This window comes from Salinibacterium hongtaonis, assembly GCF_003065485.1.
GTDB classification, from domain to species: Bacteria; Actinomycetota; Actinomycetes; order Actinomycetales; family Microbacteriaceae; genus Homoserinimonas; species Homoserinimonas hongtaonis.
In genome coordinates, this window is record NZ_CP026951.1 from 869,695 (window position 1) to 888,598 (window position 18,904).

Sequence of the window (18,904 nt, forward strand, 5' to 3'; positions counted from 1 at the left end):
CCCGTCCAAAAGTAATGGCCTGCTCCCTCTCGGGCGGGCCCGAGACAGGAGAATTGTGGCTAAACCACGCGTGCACGAGATCGCAGCAGAACTCGGCATTGAAAGTAAGCAGGCTCTCGAGAAGTTGAAGGAACTTGGCGAATTCGTCAAGGGACCCTCCTCGAGCATCGAGCCCCCCGTAGCGCGCAAGTTGCGTGCTGCCCTCGCCGCGGATGGCGTCACCGCCCCCGCCAAAGAAGAGAAGGCTCCGGAGGCGGCTAAGCCGGCTCCCAAGCCAGCACCAGAAGCCAAGACCGAGGCGCCGGCACCCGCAGCGCCTGCTGCCCCCGCCGCCCCTGCTCCCGCAGCAGCGGCTCCCGCAGCACCCGCTGCGCCCAAGGCAGAATCCCCGGCCGCTCCCGCTCCGCGCGGGTCGGCCACCCCGGATGCCCCTACACCCGGCAGCGCACCGACTCCCGGTGCTGCTCGCCCCGGCAATAACCCCTACGCCAGCACGCAGGGCATGCAGCGTCCCGGCGCTCCTCGCCCCGGTGCCCCGCGCCCCGGCAACAACCCTTATGCCAGCACCCAGGGCATGAACACCCGCCCAGCTGGCCCGACGCCGGGCAACATCCCGCGTCCTGCCGCTCCGCGTCCCGGCGCTCCGCGCCCGGGTGGTCCGCGCCCCGGTGGTCCGCGTCCGGCCGGTGCTGGTGGTTTCCGGCCCGGTGCCCCGCGTCCGGCCGGTGCCGGTGGGTTCCGTCCCGGCGGCGCACCTGCTGGCGCTCCCGGTTCGAACTTCGGCCCCAATCGCCCCGCAGGCGGCGGCGGTCGCGGCCGTGGCCCCGGTGGTGGAACCGCTGGTGCGTTCGGTCGTGGCGGCGGCAAGAGCAAGGCGCGCAAGTCGAAGCGTACGAAGCGGGCAGAGTTTGAGCTGCGCGAGGCTCCGTCGCTGGGTGGCGTTAGCGTTCCCCGCGGCGACGGCAACACGGTAGTTCGTCTGCGTCGCGGTGCGTCCATCACGGACTTCGCCGACAAGATTGATGCGAGCCCCGGAAACCTCGTTACGGTTCTGTTCCACCTCGGTGAGATGGCGACCGCAACGGAGTCACTCGACGAGGCAACCTTCGAGGTGCTCGGCGAGGAGCTCGGCTACAAGATTCAGATCGTCTCGCCCGAGGATGAGGATCGCGAGCTGCTTGAGGGCTTCTCGATCGACCTCGACCAGGAGCTTGAGGATGAGAGCGACGAAGACCTCGAGATTCGTCCTCCGGTCGTGACCGTCATGGGTCACGTCGACCACGGTAAGACCAAGCTGCTCGACGCGATCCGCAACACCAGCGTTGGCGCCGGTGAAGCCGGTGGCATCACGCAGCACATCGGTGCTTACCAGGTCATGGCGGAGCACGAAGGCATCGAGCGCAAGATCACCTTCATTGACACCCCTGGTCACGAGGCGTTCACCGCCATGCGTGCCCGTGGTGCGCAGGTCACCGACATTGCGATCCTCGTGGTCGCGGCTGACGACGGAATCATGCCGCAGACGGTTGAGGCGTTGAACCACGCCCAGGCCGCCGGTGTGCCGATCGTCGTCGCGGTCAACAAGGTGGACAAGGAGGGGGCTAACCCCGCCAAGGTGCGTCAGCAGCTCACCGAGTTCGGTCTCGTCGCAGAAGAGTACGGCGGAGACACGATGTTCATCGACGTGTCGGCGCTCAAGCGCGACGGTATCAAGGAGCTCCTCGACGCCGTTCTGCTCACGGCGGATGCCGGGCTTGACCTTCGGGCCAACCCCAACAAGGATGCCCGCGGTGTTGCCATCGAGGCCAAGCTCGACAAGGGTCGCGGTGCTGTTGCTACCGTGCTCATCCAGTCGGGAACCCTGCACGTTGGTGACCCCATCGTTGCCGGAACCGCCTACGGCCGTGTTCGTGCCATGTTCGATGAGAATGGCGAGACCGTCGCCGCGGCAACGCCCGCGCGCCCGGTTGCCGTTCTTGGTCTGACGTCGGTGCCTCGCGCCGGTGACACGTTCCTCGTTACGGATGACGACCGCACCGCCCGCCAGATCGCTGAGAAGCGCGAGGCCGTAGAGCGCAACGCCGCTCTGGCTCGTGGTCGCAAGCGCATCAGCCTTGAGGACTTCACGAAGGCCCTCGAGGATGGCAAGGTCGAGTCGCTCAACCTCATCATCAAGGGTGACGTTTCGGGTGCTGTTGAAGCCCTCGAAGAGTCGCTCATGGACATTGAGGTCGACGATTCGGTGCAGCTGCGCATCATCCACCGTGGTGTTGGTGCCGTCACCGAGAGCGACGTCAACCTCGCCACGATCGACAACGCCATCATCATCGGCTTCAACGTGCGCCCCGACCCCAAGGCCCGCGAGCGTGCGGCCCGCGAGGGTGTCGACGTGCGGTTCTACTCCGTCATCTACAGCGCGCTGGAAGATGTCGAGAACTCGCTCAAGGGCATGCTCAAGCCGGAGTTCGAAGAGGTTCAGTCTGGTGTCGCCGAGATCCGCGAGATCTTCCGTTCTTCCAAGTTCGGAAACATCGCCGGTGTCATCGTGCGGTCGGGAACGATCACGCGAAACGCCAAGGCTCGCGTCATTCGCGATGGTGTCGTTGTCGGAGACAGCCTCGCCATCGAGTCGCTGCGCCGCTTCAAGGACGACGTCACTGAGGTTCGCACGGACTTCGAGGCCGGTATTGGCCTCGGCAAGTTCAACGACATCCAGATCGGCGACGAGATCGAGACGATCGAAATGAAGGAGAAGCCCCGCGTTTAGCAGCGGCTCTCCGGCGGATGATGTCCCCCTCGCTAAGGCGGGGGGACATCATCCGCCTTTACAGCTTTACTCCCGAAAGGAGAGCACCATGGTTGATCCGACCAGGGCGGCCCGCATGGCCGACCACATCAAGCAGATCGTTGCGCGGCGTCTCGAGCGGGGTCTGCGCGACCCGCGTCTGGGTTTTGTCACGATCACCGACGTTCGCGTCACGGGCGACCTGCAGCACGCCAGCATCTTTTACACCGTCTACGGCACCGACGAGGAGCGCACCGACTCGGCTGCGGCACTCAAGTCGGCTACGGGAATGTTTCGCACCGAGGTGGGCAAGAACCTCACGTCGCGATTGACTCCCACGATCGAGTTCATTGCGGACGCTGTGCCAGAGAACGCAAAGCACATCGAAGACCTGCTCGCGGAGGCCCGCCTTCGCGACAGCGAGGTTGAGCAGCAGAAGCAGACGGCGCAGTATGCGGGCGATGAAGACCCGTATGTGAAGCCTCGCGTTATCGGTGACGATGACGACGACGACGATGACGATGACGATGACACCGTCACCGACGAGGATGCCGTCGCCGACAAGGCGTAACGATTACGGCAGTTCGTAGCCGCCAGATACGGCGACGACGAGGCCGTCTTTGAGGAGGCCGCTCAGCGCGCGACCGCGCTGGGCGGCATCCGTTCCCACTCGGTCGATCTCGTCACGGGTGACGGGGATGTCGCTCGCACGCAGTTCGGCCATGATCAGCCCGCGCATCTGCCGGTCGCTGCCCTCGAATTTCTTCTGCACGGCGGCACGCGGCCCCTCATAGTCGGGGTAGCCGGCAGCGCGCCAGGCGCAGGTCGTCGCGAGAGGGCAGACTTCGCAGCGCGGCGCCCGCGCGGTGCAGACGATCGCGCCGAGTTCCATAACGCCCGCGTTCGTCAGCTGGGCGGCCGCCGCGTCCTCGGGGAGCAGGGCTTCCATGGCAGCAAGATCGCGGCGCGTTGACGGCGGCCCGGCCTCGCCCTGGCCCGCGATGGCCCTAGCGATGACGCGGCGAACGTTGGTGTCGACGACAGGGTGTCTCAGGCCGTAGGCGAATGCGGCAACGGCCCTGGCCGTATAGTCGCCGATTCCTGGCAAGCCGAGCAGGACCGTGACGTCCGATGGGACGACGCCCCCATGCTTCTCGACGATTTCTGTGGCAGCGGCGTGCAACGCCAGAGCCCTGCGCGGGTAACCAAGTCTCTCCCACGCCCGAACCGCTTCACCGGGTGGTTCAGCGGCGAGGGCCGCAGGGGTCGGCCACCGCGTAAGCCAGGTCTCGAGTCGGGGAATCACGCGGGCTACGGGGGTCTGCTGCAGCATGATCTCGCTGACGAGGGTTCCCCACGCGGTAAAGCCGGGCTCCCGCCACGGCAGTGTGCGCCCATGCTGCTCAAACCAAGCGTTCACGGTCGAAGATAGGGTCACCGATCAAGCCTAGAGCGAACCACCAGTGACGCGGCTTACCATGAGGCCATGGAACGGTGGGCACCTCAGAAGAACGACGTCCTCGGAGCGCTTGCCGACGAGATCCTCCACAATTACGCCCGCGGTCGAGGCGTCATTGGGGTGGACGGCCGACACAACTCCGGTACAGCCGAGTTCGCCGACGACCTTGCCGCGATGTTCCTGGTTCAGGGCCGGATCGTGGAGCGCACATCGCTCGACGGATATACCTCGGTCGCCGCCGGAGTCCTCACGGTCGACGGCGAGGGATTCCGGCGAGAGGTCGTCACGCCATTTAGGGCGCAGCCGGGCGATGCCATGCTCATCGTCGACGGCACGGGCGCCCATCTGCCGGCAGTCCGGGGCAGCTGGAACTTCTCCATCTGGCTCGACAGCGACGCGGATGCTGAGGCTGAAAACCACGACGCCGCCGGTTCGAGCGCCGAGCCCGGGGCCGACACCGATGCCCGCACGGCGGAGGCAGAGTACGTGTATGCCGAGGACCCCAGCCGCCTCGCCACGGCCATTTACAACAACCGCGACCCCAAACATCCGCGCCGAGTTTTCGCCGATTCCTGTTGACTAGGCTTGGCCAGTGATCGAAATCCTGACCCCAGCAGAAGTAACCCGCGCCCGCGATACCGGCGCCCTGGTCGCCCACATCCTTCAGGCCCTGAAAAAGCGCAGCGTCGTCGGCACCAATCTGCTGGAGATCGATCAGTGGGCAAAGTCCATGATTCTGTCGGCGGGAGCAGAGTCGTGTTACGTCGACTACGCGCCGTCGTTCGGCCGTGGACCCTTCGGCCACTACATCTGCACGGCGGTCAACGACGCTGTGCTCCACGGCATGCCGCATGACTACTCTCTTGCGGATGGCGACCTTCTCACGCTCGATCTCGCCGTCTCGCTCAAGGGGATAGCTGCTGATGCGGCGATCAGCTTTATTGTGGGCGAATCGCGACCAGCGGAGAGCGTTGCCCTCATTAGCGCGACAGAAGAGGCGCTGGCCGCGGGAATCGCTGCGGCAGGACCCGGAGCGCGCATCGGCGACATCGCTTATGCGATCGGATCAGTCCTCACCGAGGCCGGTTATCCCATCAACATGGATTTTGGCGGGCACGGCATCGGATCCACGATGCATCAGGATCCGCACGTTCCGAACTCAGGCCGCCCGGGCCGCGGCTACCAGCTCCGCCCGGGGCTCCTGCTCGCCCTCGAGCCATGGGTCATGGTCGATACCGACGTTCTCGTGACGGATGCCGACGGCTGGACCCTGCGAAGCGCCACCGGCTGCCGCACGGCGCACACGGAACACACGATTGCGATTACAGAAGACGGCGCCGAGATCCTTACGCTTGCGCGCGGCTGATCACCGTCTCGGGTGGCAGGAACTTTCCGGTCCTCTCGACCTCGTGAACCAGCTCAGTAAGCAGCGCGTTGACGGGGGCCTGCACGCCTGTTCCAGCTGACTGAGCGACAACCGCCCCCGTGAGGTAGTCGATCTCGGTGGGCTGTCCGCGCCGGATGCTCTGGAGCGTCGAGCCGGGGTTCGGCACATCGCCGAGATAGGCCCGGAGTCGTAGCGCCACAATCTCGCCAGCCCAAAGCGGCCCCCAGGCCACAAGCAGCAGAGTGCTGTGTGACAGGCCGTTGACGGTTCCGAAGTGGATGCCCTTGGCGCGGCCGACGCGAACGGCCTCGCGCATCCCTCGCACCATCACGCGTCGAAGCGCCGTGTCGCTGATGACCTCTTGAACGCTGAGCCCCGTGATTGCGGGGATCGCGTTGACCTGATTGATCACGAGCTTGGTCCATCGGGCGCCGACGAAGTTGTCGACGACCCTTACGGGCAGAGCCGGGGCAAGAACCTCGGCAGCGGCGCGCGCGGGGGAGTCGTCGCCCTCGGTTGCCATGCCGAGCCAGGTGCCGGCAGGGGCGGTGACCGTCACGACGCCGGGGGAGACCCAGGATGCGGCGAAGAGGGCGAGGGCGCCCACGACGGCGCGCCCCGGCATGAGCTCGGTGACCTCCTCGATGCCGCCCAGTCCGTTCTGAACGACGACGAGCGGAACGCCCTTGAGCGCGTCGAGGTTGGCGGTCACGGCGGCGGCCCCGTCCATCGCCTTCGTCGTGAGGATGGCGAGCTCCGGGGCGGCGTCGAGCGTGTGCGTCGCGGTGACGCGCGCTGTGTGCTCGCCCCAGGCACCCCTTAGTTGAATACCGTGCTCGCGAATTGCCGCAAGGGTTTCGCCTCGCGCCGTGACGTGGACGTCGTGCCCCGCGCGGTCGAGCAGGGCGGCGATCGTGCCGCCGATGGCGCCTGCGCCGAGAACTGCGATCCGCATGCTCGAAGCTTATGGGGTTTCGGCGAAGCGCCGGGCGAAGGGCAGCTCCCGTGGCGGTAGCGTGGTCTCCTGTGACGAACGACCCAGCAACCCCCGTGCCCCCTCGCAACGGCATTGTGCTCATCGACAAGCCTCAGGGCATCACGAGCCACGACGTCGTGTCGAGAACTCGGCGTATGGCGCAGACCCGCAAGGTCGGGCACGCTGGCACGCTCGACCCCATGGCGACCGGCCTTCTTGTGTTGGGGGTGAATAGCTCCACCCGGCTGTTGACCTACCTCGTGGGGCTCGACAAGGTCTACCTGGCGACGATCCGTCTCGGCGCGGCGTCGTCCACTGACGACGCGGAGGGGCAGCTCGGGGAGCGCAGTGACACCTCCAGCGTTACCCCCGCCCGCATCGCCGAGGGCATCGCGCTGCTCACGGGCGAGATTGAGCAGGTTCCGAGCACCGTGAGCGCCATCAAGGTCGGCGGCAAGCGGGCCTACGCACTCGCGAGGGCGGGTGAAGAGGTCGAGCTCGCGTCTCGGCGCGTGACAATTTCGGAGTTCACCGTGGTCTCCGAACCCCGCACGGTCGATGGATTTGTCGACGTGGATGTTCGCGTCGCCTGCTCATCAGGAACGTACATTCGTGCTCTGGCCCGCGACCTTGGTGTTTTTCTGGGCGTCGGAGGGCACCTCACGGCGCTGCGGCGCACGAGTGTCGGGCCATTTGATATTGCGGATGCGCTGGTGCTGACGGGCGACCGCGAAGCAGACGTCGCGATCGACTTCGGCTCTCACCTTCTTCATCCCGCCGCAGTCGCGGGGCAGCTCTTTGCTACCGTGAGGGTCGACTCCGATCGGGTGAGAGATCTCGAGAACGGCAAGCGGGTTCCGCTCGACGGCGTGGAGGCCTCCGACGACCCGATCGCGGTGGTTGCACCCGACGGTCGGCTCGTGGGTCTGGTGCGTTACAACGGCACGGCGGCTCGCGTGCTGGTCAACTTTCCCACGGGCGCCTGACAGGATTGATGCATGGTTGAGTGGTTCACGGTCGTTCAGGTTGCGGTTGCGGTTATAGCGGGGCTGTTCTGCATAGCCCTCGGGCTCGGGGGCAAGCTTCCGAACGACTGGACTATCGGGGCGACCGCGGTGGTCTTCGCTCTGCTGCTCGGCCAGGTCGTCGTGAGCCTCATCGCCCCTCTCGTCGGCAACGTTGCGACGGGCAGCGTGCTCGAGTTCTGGACCTATCTGATCTCAGCGGTGTTGCTGCCACCGCTTGCCGTGTTTTGGGCACTGATCGAGCGCAACCGCTGGAGCAATGTCATCCTCGGCGTCGTGTGCCTCTCGGCTGCCGTCATGGTGTGGCGAATGAACGAAATCTGGTTCGTTCAGATCGGCTGACGTGATCGCCTAATCTTGACAGTGATGGCTCACAATTCTTCTTCTCGCGCGGTCGGCATCGGCCGCGTCCTTATCGCGGTGTACGCGATTCTCGCGATCGCCGCCACTGCGCGCTCGGCCGTGCAAATCATCGAGCGATTCGATGAGGCCCCGCTGGCGTATTCGCTGTCGGCTGCCGCCGCGGTTGTCTACATCGTCGCAACGGTTGCCCTGCTCGGCAAGGGCAGAGGCTGGTACATCGTTGCTCTCGTCGCCATCTGCTTCGAGCTCGTGGGCGTGCTCACGATCGGCGTATTGAGCCTCGTGATGCCCGAACTCTTTGCCCACGCCTCCGTGTGGTCATACTTCGGCTCCGGGTACATCTTCATCCCTCTCCTTTTGCCCATTCTTGGCCTGGTGTGGCTCTTTGCTCGTCGGCCATCTGCCGACGAGCGCTCTTCGTCTGAATCCGTCGCCGCTGTGGAGATGCCATGACCATGAAGCTCTATGACTCCCTCGACGAGGTTCCGGCCGACTTCGGGCCGAGCGCTGTAACGATTGGCAAGTTCGACGGCGTTCATTCCGGGCACCGCGCGGTTATCGCGGAACTGCGTGCCATGGCGGAGGCCGACGGTCTGGTGCCCACCGTCGTGACCTTTGACCGGCATCCCCTTGCCTTGATCAACCCGGGGCTTGCCCCGGAGCGCCTCATCAGCAATGCGCAGAAGGCCGAGCGCCTCGAGGCCGCCGGGGTGCAGGCAACGCTCTCTCTGCCCTTTGATGAGGCCTTTGCCGCGCAGTCGCCGGATGAGTTCGTAGAGCGCGTGCTCGTCAACGCTCTCAAGGCTCGAATCGTCTTTGTTGGCAGCGACTTTCGTTATGGCCACCGCGGTGAAGGCAATGTTGCGGGTCTCATCGAAGAGGGGCGCAGATTCGGCTTCGAGGTGCGGCTCGTTGACGATGTTCGCACCCGCGAAGGTCGCAGGGCATCGTCGACCTGGATTCGCGAGGCTCTTGCCCAGGGTCGCGTCGAAGAGGCGGCCGAGGTGCTCGGCACGCCGGCGACCGTGCGGTCAATCGTGGTCCCCGGCGAGAAGCGGGGCCGCGAGCTTGGTTTTCCCACGGCGAACCTGCGGCCGAACCCCGAGGGGCTGATCCCCGCCGATGGTGTGTATGCCGGCTGGCTCACGGTGGACGGTGTCACCTATCCGGCCGCGATCTCCATCGGCAACAACCCGACCTTCGAAGGCGTTCCTGCCCGCCAGGTTGAGGCGTATGTGCTCGATGAGGACATCGACCTTTATGGAAGAACTGTCGAGCTGGCGTTCGTCAAATATCTGCGCGGCATGGAGAAGTACGACTCGATCGAGGCTCTCGTCGCAGCGCTTCGCAAAGACGTCGACGACACCCGTGCGGCGTTGGGCATGCCCCCGCAACCGTGACGACGCAGCGGTGACGACACAGCCATGACGACGAAGCCATGATGACCGCCGCCGGTCAGCGTGACCAGCCGGCTCCGATGCCCCTGTGGGCGGGGAGGGCCGCTGCCCTTCTGGGCATTCTGCTCGTCGCCTTCAATGTGCGCACCGCGGTCTCGTCGATTTCTCCTATCGCCGGCGACATCGTGATCGATGTTCCCATCACGAGCGTGGAGTTCGGCTTCATCGGCGCGCTGCCCCCCATAGCGTTCGCGTTCTCGGCATTATTCGGCGCGGCGATCGCCCGGCGCGTCGGTGTCGAACGGCTCATGGGCGTTGCCATCCTGGCCATGATCGTGGGGCATCTTGGTCGGGCTTCCTTCACGAGTCTGGGCATGCTCATCGCCGGCACCATGCTTGCGCTCGCGGGCGCTGGCATCGCAAATGTGCTGTTACCACCGCTGGTCAAACGCTATTTTCCCGACCGCATTGGTCTCGTGACGGGCATCTACGTGAGCGTCGTCTCCGTGAGCGCTGCTGTTCCATCGTCTCTTGCTGTGCCTGTCGCCGAGGCTGGTGGGTGGAGGCTTTCGCTCGGAGTGTGGGCTGTCGTTGCCGCCGTCTGCCTGCTGCCGTGGGCCGTCATTCTGGTTCGTCAACATCGCGAGCGGGCGAGAGCCCTGCGAGGAGGCGGTGGCGTGGAGGCTCCTGCCGCACGCCTGAAGGGTTCGCTTCTGAAGTCGCGGGTGGCGTGGGCGATTGCGCTCACCTTCTCGTTATCGTCCGGCCATGTTTATGCCGCGTTCGCGTGGCTGCCGCAGCTGCTCGTCGACACGGCGGGAGTCACTCCTGCCGAGGCCGGTGTTCTTCTCGCCGTCTACGCCATCATGGGCGTCCCCGCGGCACTCGTGGTTCCTGCGCTGGCTCAGCGCATGCGCAACGTGGGCATTCTGGTTTACGCGGGCATCCTCAGCTTCGTGCTCGGGTATCTCGGCCTGCTCGTGGCACCCGCCGCAGTGCCATGGCTGTGGGCGGTGCTCACAGGGCTCGGCGCCCTCCTGTTCCCCGTTGCCCTCACGCTGATCAACACGAGAACCCGCACACATGAGGGGTCCGTGGCGCTCAGCGGCTTTGTGCAGGGTGTCGGCTATGGCGTCGCCGCGCTCGGTCCGCTGCTATTCGCGCTATTCCACGACGTGAGTGGGGGATGGGTTCTGCCGCTGTTCTATCTGATCGTGACGGCGGTCGCCACGGTGTTTGCCGGATGGCACTTGCGCACGCCGGTGTTTCTCGAGGACGAGCTGGCGCGCCACGAGCGCTGAGGTGTCGGCCTTCTAGGCGGTGTGGATGAGGGCAGCGGCTCCGATGAGGGGGCCGTCACCTGAGAGGCCGGTCGGCACGACTCGCACAGCGGTGACGAAGTCCCACCCAGCTCGTTGGTCAATTGCAGCGCGTATGTGGCCAAAGAGGTCGGGGGTTACCTGAGAGAACCCGCCGCCAATCGTCACCAGGTCGAGGTCGGTGAGGGCAGAAGCCGAGGCGATGGCATGACCCAACGCTGTGCCGCAGCGCGTGACCGCGGCAGTGGCCACGGGGTCTCCCATCGCATAGGAGGCCGCGAGCTCCTCGCCCGTGGAACCGTGCCATCCGTTGGTCCGCGCCCAGGTAACAGTGCTCGGGCCAGATGCGATCGCCTCGAGACACCCGGTTCCCCCACACAGGCAGGGATCATCGAAGCCACCGACCTCGATGTGGCCGATATGCCCGGCGTTGCCGCTCTGCCCCACGATGGGGCGACCATCGAGGATGAGCCCGCCCCCGACCCCCGTCGAGACGATCATGCCCATCACGTTATCGACGCCAACGGCAGCACCCACCCAGTGCTCCGCGATCGTGATGCAGAGACCGTCAAGTTGCAGGCGAACCGGCACATCGCGAACCAACTGGTGCAGGTGCTCCCGCAGGGGATACCTGCGCCAGGCCGGAACGTTGAGCGGGCTGACGAGCCCCGCGGAGGCCTCGATCGGGCCGGCGCAACCGATTCCCGCTCCGATGATGTGCTCGCCCGGCGGCACGCTCGCCAGGGTAGAAGCGGTCACCCGGTCGACGGCCGCAGCGAGCTGATCAGAGGTAGCTTGGCGGCCCGTTGGCGCGCGAAACCTGCTCGCTGCAACAACTTTTCCGTGGGAGTCAACGAGGGCGGATTCGACTTTGGTTCCGCCAAAATCGAGGGCGAGGGCGAGCGTCATGGCGCTCAGCGTAGTCCCGCGCGCGGTCGCAACGTCGGGTCTCTTGCTCATATGAGCAGATGTATCTACACATGTTGAGGAGCGCTGTCGGGCCGCCTACTCTGGAAGAGGCGTCAGAAGGCGCCTCAGCGGAGGGTGGTGTGGCATGTCAGACGAACTCCTCATGGTGCGCGCTGCGGAGCTCTACTACGAAGACGGCAAGACCCAGGACGAAATCGGTGCGCTGCTGCACACGAGCCGGTGGAAGGTAGGCCGACTTCTCTCCCGCGCCCGCGAACGCGGAATCGTTCGCATCGAAATAGTCCACCCCCGCGCGCGGCGGCTCGCCCTTGAGCACGCACTGCGCGAGCGATTCGGCCTTGCCGACGCAGTCGTCGTGCCCGTCGGCGACGACCACGACGCCCAAGCCGCTGTTGCCAGGGCGGCGGCAGACTTTCTTGCGGCACTCAGGCCCGTACCGCGAGTACTCGGGATCAGCTGGGGACGCACGCTGAGTGACGTTGCCGAGCAGCTCGAAGACGGGTGGGCTCGCGGGGTGCGGGTCGTCCAGGTCAACGGTGGTGTCCCGCTGAGCCGCACACAGGGAAGCGCTGCAACGACCGCTCTGACAATCGCGCAGAAAGCGGGCGGCCAGGCGACGATCCTGCCGAGCCCCGCCATTCTCGAACATGCCGCCACGAAGGCGGCCATCGAATCGGACCGGGCCGTCGCCGGCATTCTCGACCTCGCGGCATCCGCTTCTGCCTACCTCTTTAGCGCTGGCGTCGCCGACGCGTCGAGTGTGCTCGTCGAGAGCGGGTACCTCACCGCCCAGGATGTTGCCGGCCTGGTAGAGAAGGGTGCGGTCGGCGACGTTGTCGGCCGGTTCATCGGCGCAGACGGCGAGATCGTGGACACCGACCTTGACGCCCGGACCGTCGGCATCGGTCTGGAAGGGCTGCGCGCCGCGGAGACGTCGGTGCTGGTCATCGCGGGGGAGTCAAAGCACGCCATCGCCCGCGCCGTCGTAACCGGCGGGCTCTGCTCCGTGATCGTCACCGACGAGGCGACGGCTCGCTCGCTTATCGAGGCCGTCCCTGCAGGCCAGGTTCCTCCCCTTCAGCTTTCGCACGACACCGAGCACGCGCCATCACACGCGCCCAGTTCTTCACACCGGCCAGCGCCTGCGCAGGCCGCAACGCAAGGAGCACACTCATGACCATCGACCTTCCCGTGCCAGCACAGACCGTGCTCGCGCCGGCAGAGCGTGCGATTCGGCTCATCGGCGCCGATCTCACCGAGACCAGCCTGAAACGCCACCTCGACGGCATCCCGGGGGTAGACGCTGTGGGCCTCGAAGCCCGCGCGGCGAGCCTCGGTGGACGTTCGATCAAAACAACCTCGAAGGCCTGGGCGATCGACAAGATCATCTCGCTCATCGACCTCACCACGCTTGAGGGTGCCGACACCCCCGGCAAGGTGCACTCACTCGCGTCTAAGGCGATCACCCCCGACCCCGGCGATCCCACGGCACCCCGCGTTGCGGCGGTATGCGTATACGGCGACATGGTGGCGGATGCTGTCGCCGCCTTGGGTGCGCACCATGGCGACCCCGATCGCGGTGGCATTAACGTGGCGGCTGTCGCAACGGCATTCCCCAGCGGGCGATCCTCGCTCGACGTCAAAATCGCCGACACATCAGAGGCTGTCGCGGCGGGTGCCGACGAGATCGACATGGTCATCGACCGGGGCGCCTTTCTGAGCGGTCGCTACGGTGTTGTGTTCGATCAGATCGTTGCGGTCAAGGCAGCCTGCCGCAGGGCGGACGGCGGCTATGCGCACCTCAAGGTCATCCTGGAGACGGGAGAACTGAATACCTACGACAACGTTCGCAAAGCATCCTGGCTCTCCATTCTTGCTGGCGCCGACTTCATCAAGACCAGCACGGGCAAAGTGCAGCCAGCGGCGACCCTGCCCGTCACCGTCAGCATGCTTGAGGTTGTGCGCGACTGGCACCGCCTCACGGGAGAAAAGGTGGGCGTCAAGCCCGCGGGCGGCATCAGTACGTCGAAGGATGCGATCAAGTACATCGTGGCGGTTGCCGAGATCGTCGGCGAGGACTGGCTGCAGCCGCACCTGTTCCGGTTTGGCGCATCGAGCTTGCTGAACGATGTGCTCCTGCAGCGCCAAAAGATCACCACCGGCCACTACTCGGGCCCCGACTATGTCACCGTCGCCTAAGGAGCACTCAATGTCTTTTCTCGAATATGCCCCGGCCCCTGAGTCGCGAGCGATCCTGAACCTGCGGCCCAGCTATGGGCTCTTTATCGACGGCGACTTCGTCGACGGCAGCGGAGCAGGTTTTCAGACCATCTCGCCGGCGACCGAGGAGCACATCGCCGACATCGCCACGGCCTCCGCTGCGGATGTCGACCGTGCTGTCGCCGCCGCCCGTCGCGCCTATGACACGACCTGGTCGCGCATGAGCGGCTCAGACCGCGGCAAGTACCTGTTCCGCATCGCACGTCTGGTGCAGGAGCGCGCACGAGAGTTGGCCGTCGCCGAGAGCCTTGACAACGGCAAGCCGATCAAGGAGAGCCGCGATGTCGATGTTCCTCTGGTTGCTGCCTGGTTCTTTTACTATGCGGGATGGGCCGACAAGCTCGATCATGCGGGTCTCGGCCCCAACCCTCGGTCGCTCGGCGTTGCCGCTCAGGTCATCCCGTGGAACTTTCCGCTGCTCATGCTCGCGTGGAAGATCGCGCCTGCCCTTGCCGCTGGTAACACGGTCGTCATCAAGCCCGCCGAGACTACGCCGCTCACGGCGCTGATCTTCGCCGAGATCCTCCAGCAGGCAGATCTGCCCGCCGGTGTGGTCAACATCATCACGGGCGCTGGTGACACGGGCGCAGCCCTCGTCAACCACCCCGATGTCAACAAGGTTGCGTTCACGGGGTCGACCTCGGTCGGACGCGCGATCGCGAAGTCGACGGCGGGCACGGGCAAGAAGCTCACGCTCGAGCTCGGCGGCAAGGCCGCGAACATCGTGTTCGACGACGCCCCCATCGACCAGGCCATTGAGGGCATTGTCAACGGCATCTTCTTCAACCAGGGGCATGTCTGCTGCGCAGGTAGCCGCCTTCTTGTTCAGGAGAACATCCACGACGAGGTCATCGACCGTCTCAAGTCGCGCCTGTCAACCCTGCGCGTCGGCGACCCGCTCGACAAGAACACCGATGTCGGTGCCATCAACTCGCGCGAGCAGCTCGACCGCATTCGCGAACTGAGCGCAATCGGCGAGCAGGAGGGTGCCGAGCGCTGGTCTCCTGCGTGCGAGCTGCCCGAGAAGGGCTTCTGGTTCGCGCCGACGATCTTCACGAATGTGTCGCAGAGCCACCGCATCGCGCGCGATGAGATCTTCGGACCCGTGCTGTCGGTTCTCACCTTCCGCACCCCCGCCGAGGCTATTGCCAAGGCCAACAACACGCCATACGGTCTCTCGGCCGGCATCTGGAGCGATAAGGGCAGCCGCATCCTTGCGGTCGCCGACAAGCTTCGCGCCGGTGTCGTCTGGGCCAATACCTTCAACCAGTTCGATCCCTCCAGCCCCTTCGGTGGCTACAAGGAGTCGGGCTACGGGCGTGAGGGCGGCCGCCATGGTCTTGCCGCCTACCTCGAATCTTCGGGATGGAATGCCCCCGCTGCGCTGAGCGCGCAGCCCACTGCTAAGTCGACCCGCAAGTCCACAGGAAAGGCCGCCCGATGAGCCACCTCACGATTCCCAAGACCTACAAGCTCTTCATCGGCGGCAAGTTTCCCCGCAGCGAATCGGGGCGCGTATACGACATCGAGACCGCTAAGGGCGTCTTCGTTGCCAACGCCGCTCAGGCGTCGCGCAAGGATGCGAGGGATGCCGTTGTAGCGGCCCGCGCCGCGTTCTCCGGTTGGTCCGGTGCCACCGGATACAACCGCGGCCAGGTGCTCTACCGTGTCGCGGAGCTGCTTGAGGGTCGTCGTGCGCAGTTTGTTGACGAGATTCAGCAGACCGAGGGCGCTACCGCCGCGGCGGCGAATCAGCAGGTCGATGCGGCAGTGGATGCCTGGGTTTGGTACGCAGGCTGGGCAGACAAATACGTTCAGGTGGCGGGCAATGGCAATCCCGTCAGCGGGCCGTACTTCAACATCTCCACGCCAGAGGCGACAGGCGTTGTGGCTATTGTCGCTCCCCAGAAGTCGTCGCTGCTCGGCCTCGTGAGCGTGCTTGCTCCTGCGCTCGTCGCGGGCAACACGGTTGTGGTGATCGCCAGCGAGCAGGCTCCGCTCAGCGCAATTAGCCTCGCCGAGGTGCTCGCCACGAGCGATGTTCCTGCGGGCGTCGTCAACATCCTCACCGGCTCCGCTGGCGAGATCGCCCCCTGGCTCGCAAGTCACGCCGATGTCAATGCGCTTGATCTAGCGGGTGCGGGCGACATCGACTGGGTTGAGTTGCAGATCGCCGCCGCCGACACTCTCAAGCGGGTTTTGCCGCCCATCGACGGTGTCGCAGGACCGGCCGTCGAGCGCGTGACGTTCTTTACGGAAACCAAGACCGTGTGGCACACGAAGTCGCTCATCTAGGCAGCTCGGCCCGCGCTTACTCCATGAGAAATATTCTCATCTGAAATATCGGTTGCAAGTCGTAGTGTTGTCCGCATGCGGGGGCATAGAGAAGTTCAGGGGAATCATTCGTTGACGCGAGTTCGTCGCGTCCTGGCGTCGAGCGTTGTTCTGCTGTTGTCGATCGCGGGGGCGCTTCTTGCAGCCCCGGCGGCATCGGCGGCAGAAGAGGGCACCATTCACGCTCTCGTCAATCAGAGCAGAGCGGCGGCAGGGCTCGGCGCACTCACCTACAACGGTGCGCTCAGTCAGGTTGCTTTGGCGTGGGCAAACCAGATGGCCGCCAAAGGCGTTCTCTCTCACAATCCGTCGTATTCAACGCAGATCCCCGGTGGCTGGGGTCTTGCGGGGGAGAACGTTGCCCAGGGCTACGGCAGTGGTGCCGCCGTGCATCAGGGGTGGATGAATTCCGCAGGCCACAGGGCAAATGTGCTCGGCGACTACACGGACATCGGAATTGCTCATATCGCTGCCGGGGGCACGACGTGGTCGGTGGAAGTGTTCGCTAAATACGGCGCTAGTGTTGCGCTCCCCGCGCCGCCAGCTCCGGCTCCGGCTCCCGCACCCGCGCCGGCACCGGCCCCGGCCCCGGCGCGTTCGCCCGCTACGGCACCAGCTCCTGCTGCCGCTGACCCCGCCGCTGCCGCTGACCCCGCCGCTGCCGCCGAAGCCAGCGCTGCGGCGGAGCGGGATGCAGCGGAGCGGGCTGCACTCGACCAAGCCGCGGCGGAGGGCGACAAGTCGCGTGCGGCAGACCAGGCAAGGCCGCCGCTTCGCGCAGGCGATGTTGCGCCCGACGAGCTGTTCGCCGTGCAGGACACCGTGCCGGACGCCGATTCTGATGGCCTTTTCGACGCAGTTGATGGTGCCGACAGCGCAGCAAGCGCAGACGCCGTTGCCGTCGGTTCTGCGCCATGGGCAGCGCCCGTCGCGGCAGCACTAGCGGCTCTTCTGGCGCTTGCTGGGAGTGCAGTGGTAGTGGCTCGAGTCGGAATCTCCCGCGCGAAATAAATGTAACGAAAAGATAACGTTCGCCGCTATAGTGGCGTCAACCCGCACGCGCGGGTCGACGCGACGAGCAATGAGGCGAGTTGATGGCAACGCACTATCGCGCACGGATGAACGGCTCCGACCGGGTCGCGCTGCAGGTTGTGCGCAGGGGGATGACCGCCTCTGCGATGACGCTCGGGCTGGTCCTCGTGCTTATTCTCGGGCCCGCTGCAGAGCGCTCGACGGCGGCGACGATGTTCGGCACCCTTCGAGCGCCAGGGGAGCCCGCTCTCATCGCTGGCCACAGGGGAGACCGCTCGACTGCGCCGGAGAACACAATCGCGGCTCTCACCGCAGCCCTCGCCGGGCCCATGGTCTTTGTTGAGACCGATGTGCGTCTTACGTCAGACGGCGTGCCCGTTCTCATCCACGACGAGACCGTCGACCGCACCACAAACGGCACGGGGCGAGTCGATGAGATGACGTTCGCCGAACTTCGTTCTCTCGATGCGGGCTCATGGTTCAGCTCCGTCCACTCCGGCGAGCACATCCCGAGCCTCGAAGAGTTTCTCGACCTACTGGCGGAGTCGCGCAAAAAGGCAATGATCGAACTCAAAGGGGTCTGGTCTCCCGAGTCGGTTTCGCTTGTCGATTCGCTCCTTGCGGAGTCAGGAATGCGCTCCCGAGTCGTCCTTGCGAGCTTCGAGCCAGAGACCCTGGCGGCCGCGCAGTCACATGCTCCCAGCGTCGAACGTGCGATTCTGGGCCGGGAGATGCTCACTGACCCGGTGGCGGAGGTATCAGCCGTCGGTGCGATTGCCTTGATTACCAATGCAAAGGTGCTTGCAGCCAACCCCGGTCTTGTCGACTCTCTTCACGATGTCGGCCTGGGAGTGCTGATTTACACGCTTAACGAAGAGCAGAGTTGGGCCGAGGCGCTCGCGATGGGGGTCGACGGAATCATCACCGACACACCAAGTTCGCTCGACGGATGGCTTGCCGATACGGCTCCGGGAACCTAGCGTTCTTTCAGTGACACCCTTCAGGATGGGTGCACTGGCAGGAGGCTAGCGATGGGTGAGCAACTGGACGATAGACGAATGATTGCATTCGTCGGCGACAGCATTACGGCGACGGGCGACTGGCAGGCGTGGTTCCCCGACGACGACATCATCAACTTCGGGGTGCCCGGCTATACGACCGACGATGTCATCGAGAGACTCGATGACATCATCGACAGCGCGCCAGACGACATCCTGATGCTGATTGGCACCAACGACCTCGGCCTTCGGTACTCCGTCGAGCACCTCGTGCGAAACACCGAGACGGTCTTGGTCGAACTGCGGCGAGAACTGCCCGGCACTCGGATGCTCGTGCAATCGATCATGCCGCGAACGCCGGAGTTCGCGCCTCTGATCACTGACGCCAACATCCATCTCCGCCAGTTCAGCTCAACGGTGAGGGCTCAGTACCTTGACCTGTGGCCAGCGCTCGCCACGGCAAGTGGCGCCCTCAATGAGCGGTTCACGGAGGATGGCTTGCATCTCAACGGCGCCGGCTACGAGGCGTGGCTTGAGGAGCTGCGGCCGGGGCTAGAGCGGTTGCGTGATCTGCCGCCCATGAGCAGGCCGTTGCATGTCATCGACGGCCTGATCTGAG

19 protein-coding genes are annotated in these 18,904 nt (G+C 65.2%); 16 read left to right on the top strand and 3 right to left on the bottom strand.

Annotation, left to right across the window (positions count from 1 at the left end):
• Positions 1-55: 55 nt before the first annotated feature.
• The gene (gene infB, locus C2138_RS04230; RefSeq protein ID WP_108515799.1) at positions 56-2,767 is read left to right on the top strand and encodes a translation initiation factor IF-2; all 2,712 of its coding nucleotides are present in this window, start codon (positions 56-58) and stop codon (positions 2,765-2,767) included.
• Between the two features lie 88 nt (positions 2,768-2,855).
• Positions 2,856-3,356 carry a 30S ribosome-binding factor RbfA gene (gene rbfA, locus C2138_RS04235; RefSeq protein ID WP_108515801.1) on the top strand — a complete coding sequence of 167 codons (501 nt, stop codon included), beginning with the start codon at positions 2,856-2,858 and terminating at the stop codon, positions 3,354-3,356.
• Positions 3,357-3,359: 3 nt separating this feature from the next.
• Here rbfA and C2138_RS04240 read toward each other — a convergent pair whose 3' ends face one another.
• Entirely contained in the window at positions 3,360-4,223 is an 864-nt protein-coding gene (locus tag C2138_RS04240; RefSeq protein ID WP_233245623.1) for an HhH-GPD family protein, read from the bottom strand.
• 48 nt (positions 4,224-4,271) lie between these two features.
• Between C2138_RS04240 and C2138_RS04245 the strand changes: the two genes are divergently transcribed.
• Positions 4,272-4,823, top strand: a complete 552-nt coding sequence (locus tag C2138_RS04245) for a nucleoside/nucleotide kinase family protein (RefSeq protein ID WP_108515803.1) — start codon at positions 4,272-4,274, stop codon at positions 4,821-4,823.
• Between the two features lie 13 nt (positions 4,824-4,836).
• Positions 4,837-5,610 carry a type I methionyl aminopeptidase gene (gene map / locus C2138_RS04250; protein WP_108515805.1) on the top strand — a complete coding sequence of 258 codons (774 nt, stop codon included), beginning with the start codon at positions 4,837-4,839 and terminating at the stop codon, positions 5,608-5,610.
• Here the strand turns inward: map and C2138_RS04255 are convergent.
• Positions 5,591-6,586: a ketopantoate reductase family protein gene (locus tag C2138_RS04255; RefSeq protein ID WP_108515806.1), complete on the bottom strand. Its 996-nt coding sequence runs from the start codon at positions 6,584-6,586 to the stop codon at positions 5,591-5,593. The two genes, map and C2138_RS04255, sit on opposite strands and share 20 nt — an antisense overlap.
• A 71-nt stretch (positions 6,587-6,657) precedes the next feature.
• Here C2138_RS04255 and truB point away from each other — a divergent pair, with 71 nt between their 5' ends.
• The 5 genes from truB to C2138_RS04280 are packed head-to-tail and all read left to right on the top strand — an operon-like array spanning position 6,658 to position 10,693.
• Positions 6,658-7,593: a tRNA pseudouridine(55) synthase TruB gene (truB, locus tag C2138_RS04260; protein ID WP_241961173.1), complete on the top strand. Its 936-nt coding sequence runs from the start codon at positions 6,658-6,660 to the stop codon at positions 7,591-7,593.
• 12 nt (positions 7,594-7,605) lie between these two features.
• Positions 7,606-7,974, top strand: a complete 369-nt coding sequence (locus C2138_RS04265) for a hypothetical protein (RefSeq protein WP_108515810.1) — start codon at positions 7,606-7,608, stop codon at positions 7,972-7,974.
• A gap of 24 nt (positions 7,975-7,998) precedes the next feature.
• Positions 7,999-8,448, top strand: coding sequence for a hypothetical protein (locus tag C2138_RS04270; protein WP_108515812.1), 450 nt, complete (start codon positions 7,999-8,001; stop codon positions 8,446-8,448).
• A 2-nt stretch (positions 8,449-8,450) separates the two neighbouring features.
• Positions 8,451-9,395 carry a bifunctional riboflavin kinase/FAD synthetase gene (locus C2138_RS04275; RefSeq protein WP_108518784.1) on the top strand — a complete coding sequence of 315 codons (945 nt, stop codon included), beginning with the start codon at positions 8,451-8,453 and terminating at the stop codon, positions 9,393-9,395.
• Between the two features lie 41 nt (positions 9,396-9,436).
• Entirely contained in the window at positions 9,437-10,693 is a 1,257-nt protein-coding gene (locus tag C2138_RS04280) for an MFS transporter (RefSeq protein WP_241961174.1), read from the top strand.
• A gap of 12 nt (positions 10,694-10,705) precedes the next feature.
• Here C2138_RS04280 and C2138_RS04285 read toward each other — a convergent pair whose 3' ends face one another.
• Complete coding sequence (locus tag C2138_RS04285) at positions 10,706-11,671, bottom strand: ROK family protein (RefSeq protein WP_241961175.1); 966 nt, start codon at positions 11,669-11,671, stop codon at positions 10,706-10,708.
• Positions 11,672-11,765: 94 nt separating this feature from the next.
• Between C2138_RS04285 and C2138_RS04290 the strand changes: the two genes are divergently transcribed.
• The 7 genes from C2138_RS04290 (at position 11,766) to C2138_RS04320 (ending at position 18,903) form a co-directional block, all read left to right on the top strand.
• Positions 11,766-12,818, top strand: a complete 1,053-nt coding sequence (locus C2138_RS04290; RefSeq protein ID WP_108515816.1) for a sugar-binding transcriptional regulator — start codon at positions 11,766-11,768, stop codon at positions 12,816-12,818.
• Positions 12,815-13,840 carry a deoxyribose-phosphate aldolase gene (gene deoC, locus C2138_RS04295; protein ID WP_108515818.1) on the top strand — a complete coding sequence of 342 codons (1,026 nt, stop codon included), beginning with the start codon at positions 12,815-12,817 and terminating at the stop codon, positions 13,838-13,840. Before C2138_RS04290 ends, deoC begins: the two co-directional genes overlap by 4 nt.
• 10 nt (positions 13,841-13,850) lie before the next feature.
• Complete coding sequence (locus C2138_RS04300; RefSeq protein WP_108998470.1) at positions 13,851-15,365, top strand: aldehyde dehydrogenase family protein; 1,515 nt, start codon at positions 13,851-13,853, stop codon at positions 15,363-15,365.
• Positions 15,362-16,216: an aldehyde dehydrogenase family protein gene (locus C2138_RS04305; RefSeq protein ID WP_108515821.1), complete on the top strand. Its 855-nt coding sequence runs from the start codon at positions 15,362-15,364 to the stop codon at positions 16,214-16,216. Before C2138_RS04300 ends, C2138_RS04305 begins: the two co-directional genes overlap by 4 nt.
• A 111-nt stretch (positions 16,217-16,327) precedes the next feature.
• Positions 16,328-17,266: a CAP domain-containing protein gene (locus C2138_RS04310; protein ID WP_159078138.1), complete on the top strand. Its 939-nt coding sequence runs from the start codon at positions 16,328-16,330 to the stop codon at positions 17,264-17,266.
• Between the two features lie 83 nt (positions 17,267-17,349).
• Complete coding sequence (locus C2138_RS04315; protein ID WP_108515824.1) at positions 17,350-18,267, top strand: glycerophosphodiester phosphodiesterase; 918 nt, start codon at positions 17,350-17,352, stop codon at positions 18,265-18,267.
• A 78-nt stretch (positions 18,268-18,345) separates the two neighbouring features.
• The gene (locus C2138_RS04320; protein ID WP_233245627.1) at positions 18,346-18,903 is read left to right on the top strand and encodes a GDSL-type esterase/lipase family protein; all 558 of its coding nucleotides are present in this window, start codon (positions 18,346-18,348) and stop codon (positions 18,901-18,903) included.
• Position 18,904 lies beyond the last annotated feature (1 nt).

Coding starts and splice junctions, on each gene's coding strand:
- deoC (WP_108515818.1), top strand. CDS start 12,815: ATGACCATCGACCTTCCCGTGCCAGCACAGACCGTGCTCGCGCCGGCA.
- C2138_RS04305 (WP_108515821.1), top strand. CDS start 15,362: ATGAGCCACCTCACGATTCCCAAGACCTACAAGCTCTTCATCGGCGGC.
- C2138_RS04245 (WP_108515803.1), top strand. CDS start 4,272: ATGGAACGGTGGGCACCTCAGAAGAACGACGTCCTCGGAGCGCTTGCC.
- C2138_RS04275 (WP_108518784.1), top strand. CDS start 8,451: ATGAAGCTCTATGACTCCCTCGACGAGGTTCCGGCCGACTTCGGGCCG.
- C2138_RS04255 (WP_108515806.1), bottom strand. CDS start 6,586: ATGCGGATCGCAGTTCTCGGCGCAGGCGCCATCGGCGGCACGATCGCC.
- C2138_RS04285 (WP_241961175.1), bottom strand. CDS start 11,671: ATGAGCAAGAGACCCGACGTTGCGACCGCGCGCGGGACTACGCTGAGC.
- C2138_RS04290 (WP_108515816.1), top strand. CDS start 11,766: ATGTCAGACGAACTCCTCATGGTGCGCGCTGCGGAGCTCTACTACGAA.
- C2138_RS04320 (WP_233245627.1), top strand. CDS start 18,346: ATGATTGCATTCGTCGGCGACAGCATTACGGCGACGGGCGACTGGCAG.
- rbfA (WP_108515801.1), top strand. CDS start 2,856: ATGGTTGATCCGACCAGGGCGGCCCGCATGGCCGACCACATCAAGCAG.
- C2138_RS04270 (WP_108515812.1), top strand. CDS start 7,999: ATGGCTCACAATTCTTCTTCTCGCGCGGTCGGCATCGGCCGCGTCCTT.
- C2138_RS04300 (WP_108998470.1), top strand. CDS start 13,851: ATGTCTTTTCTCGAATATGCCCCGGCCCCTGAGTCGCGAGCGATCCTG.
- C2138_RS04265 (WP_108515810.1), top strand. CDS start 7,606: ATGGTTGAGTGGTTCACGGTCGTTCAGGTTGCGGTTGCGGTTATAGCG.
- C2138_RS04315 (WP_108515824.1), top strand. CDS start 17,350: ATGGCAACGCACTATCGCGCACGGATGAACGGCTCCGACCGGGTCGCG.
- C2138_RS04280 (WP_241961174.1), top strand. CDS start 9,437: ATGACCGCCGCCGGTCAGCGTGACCAGCCGGCTCCGATGCCCCTGTGG.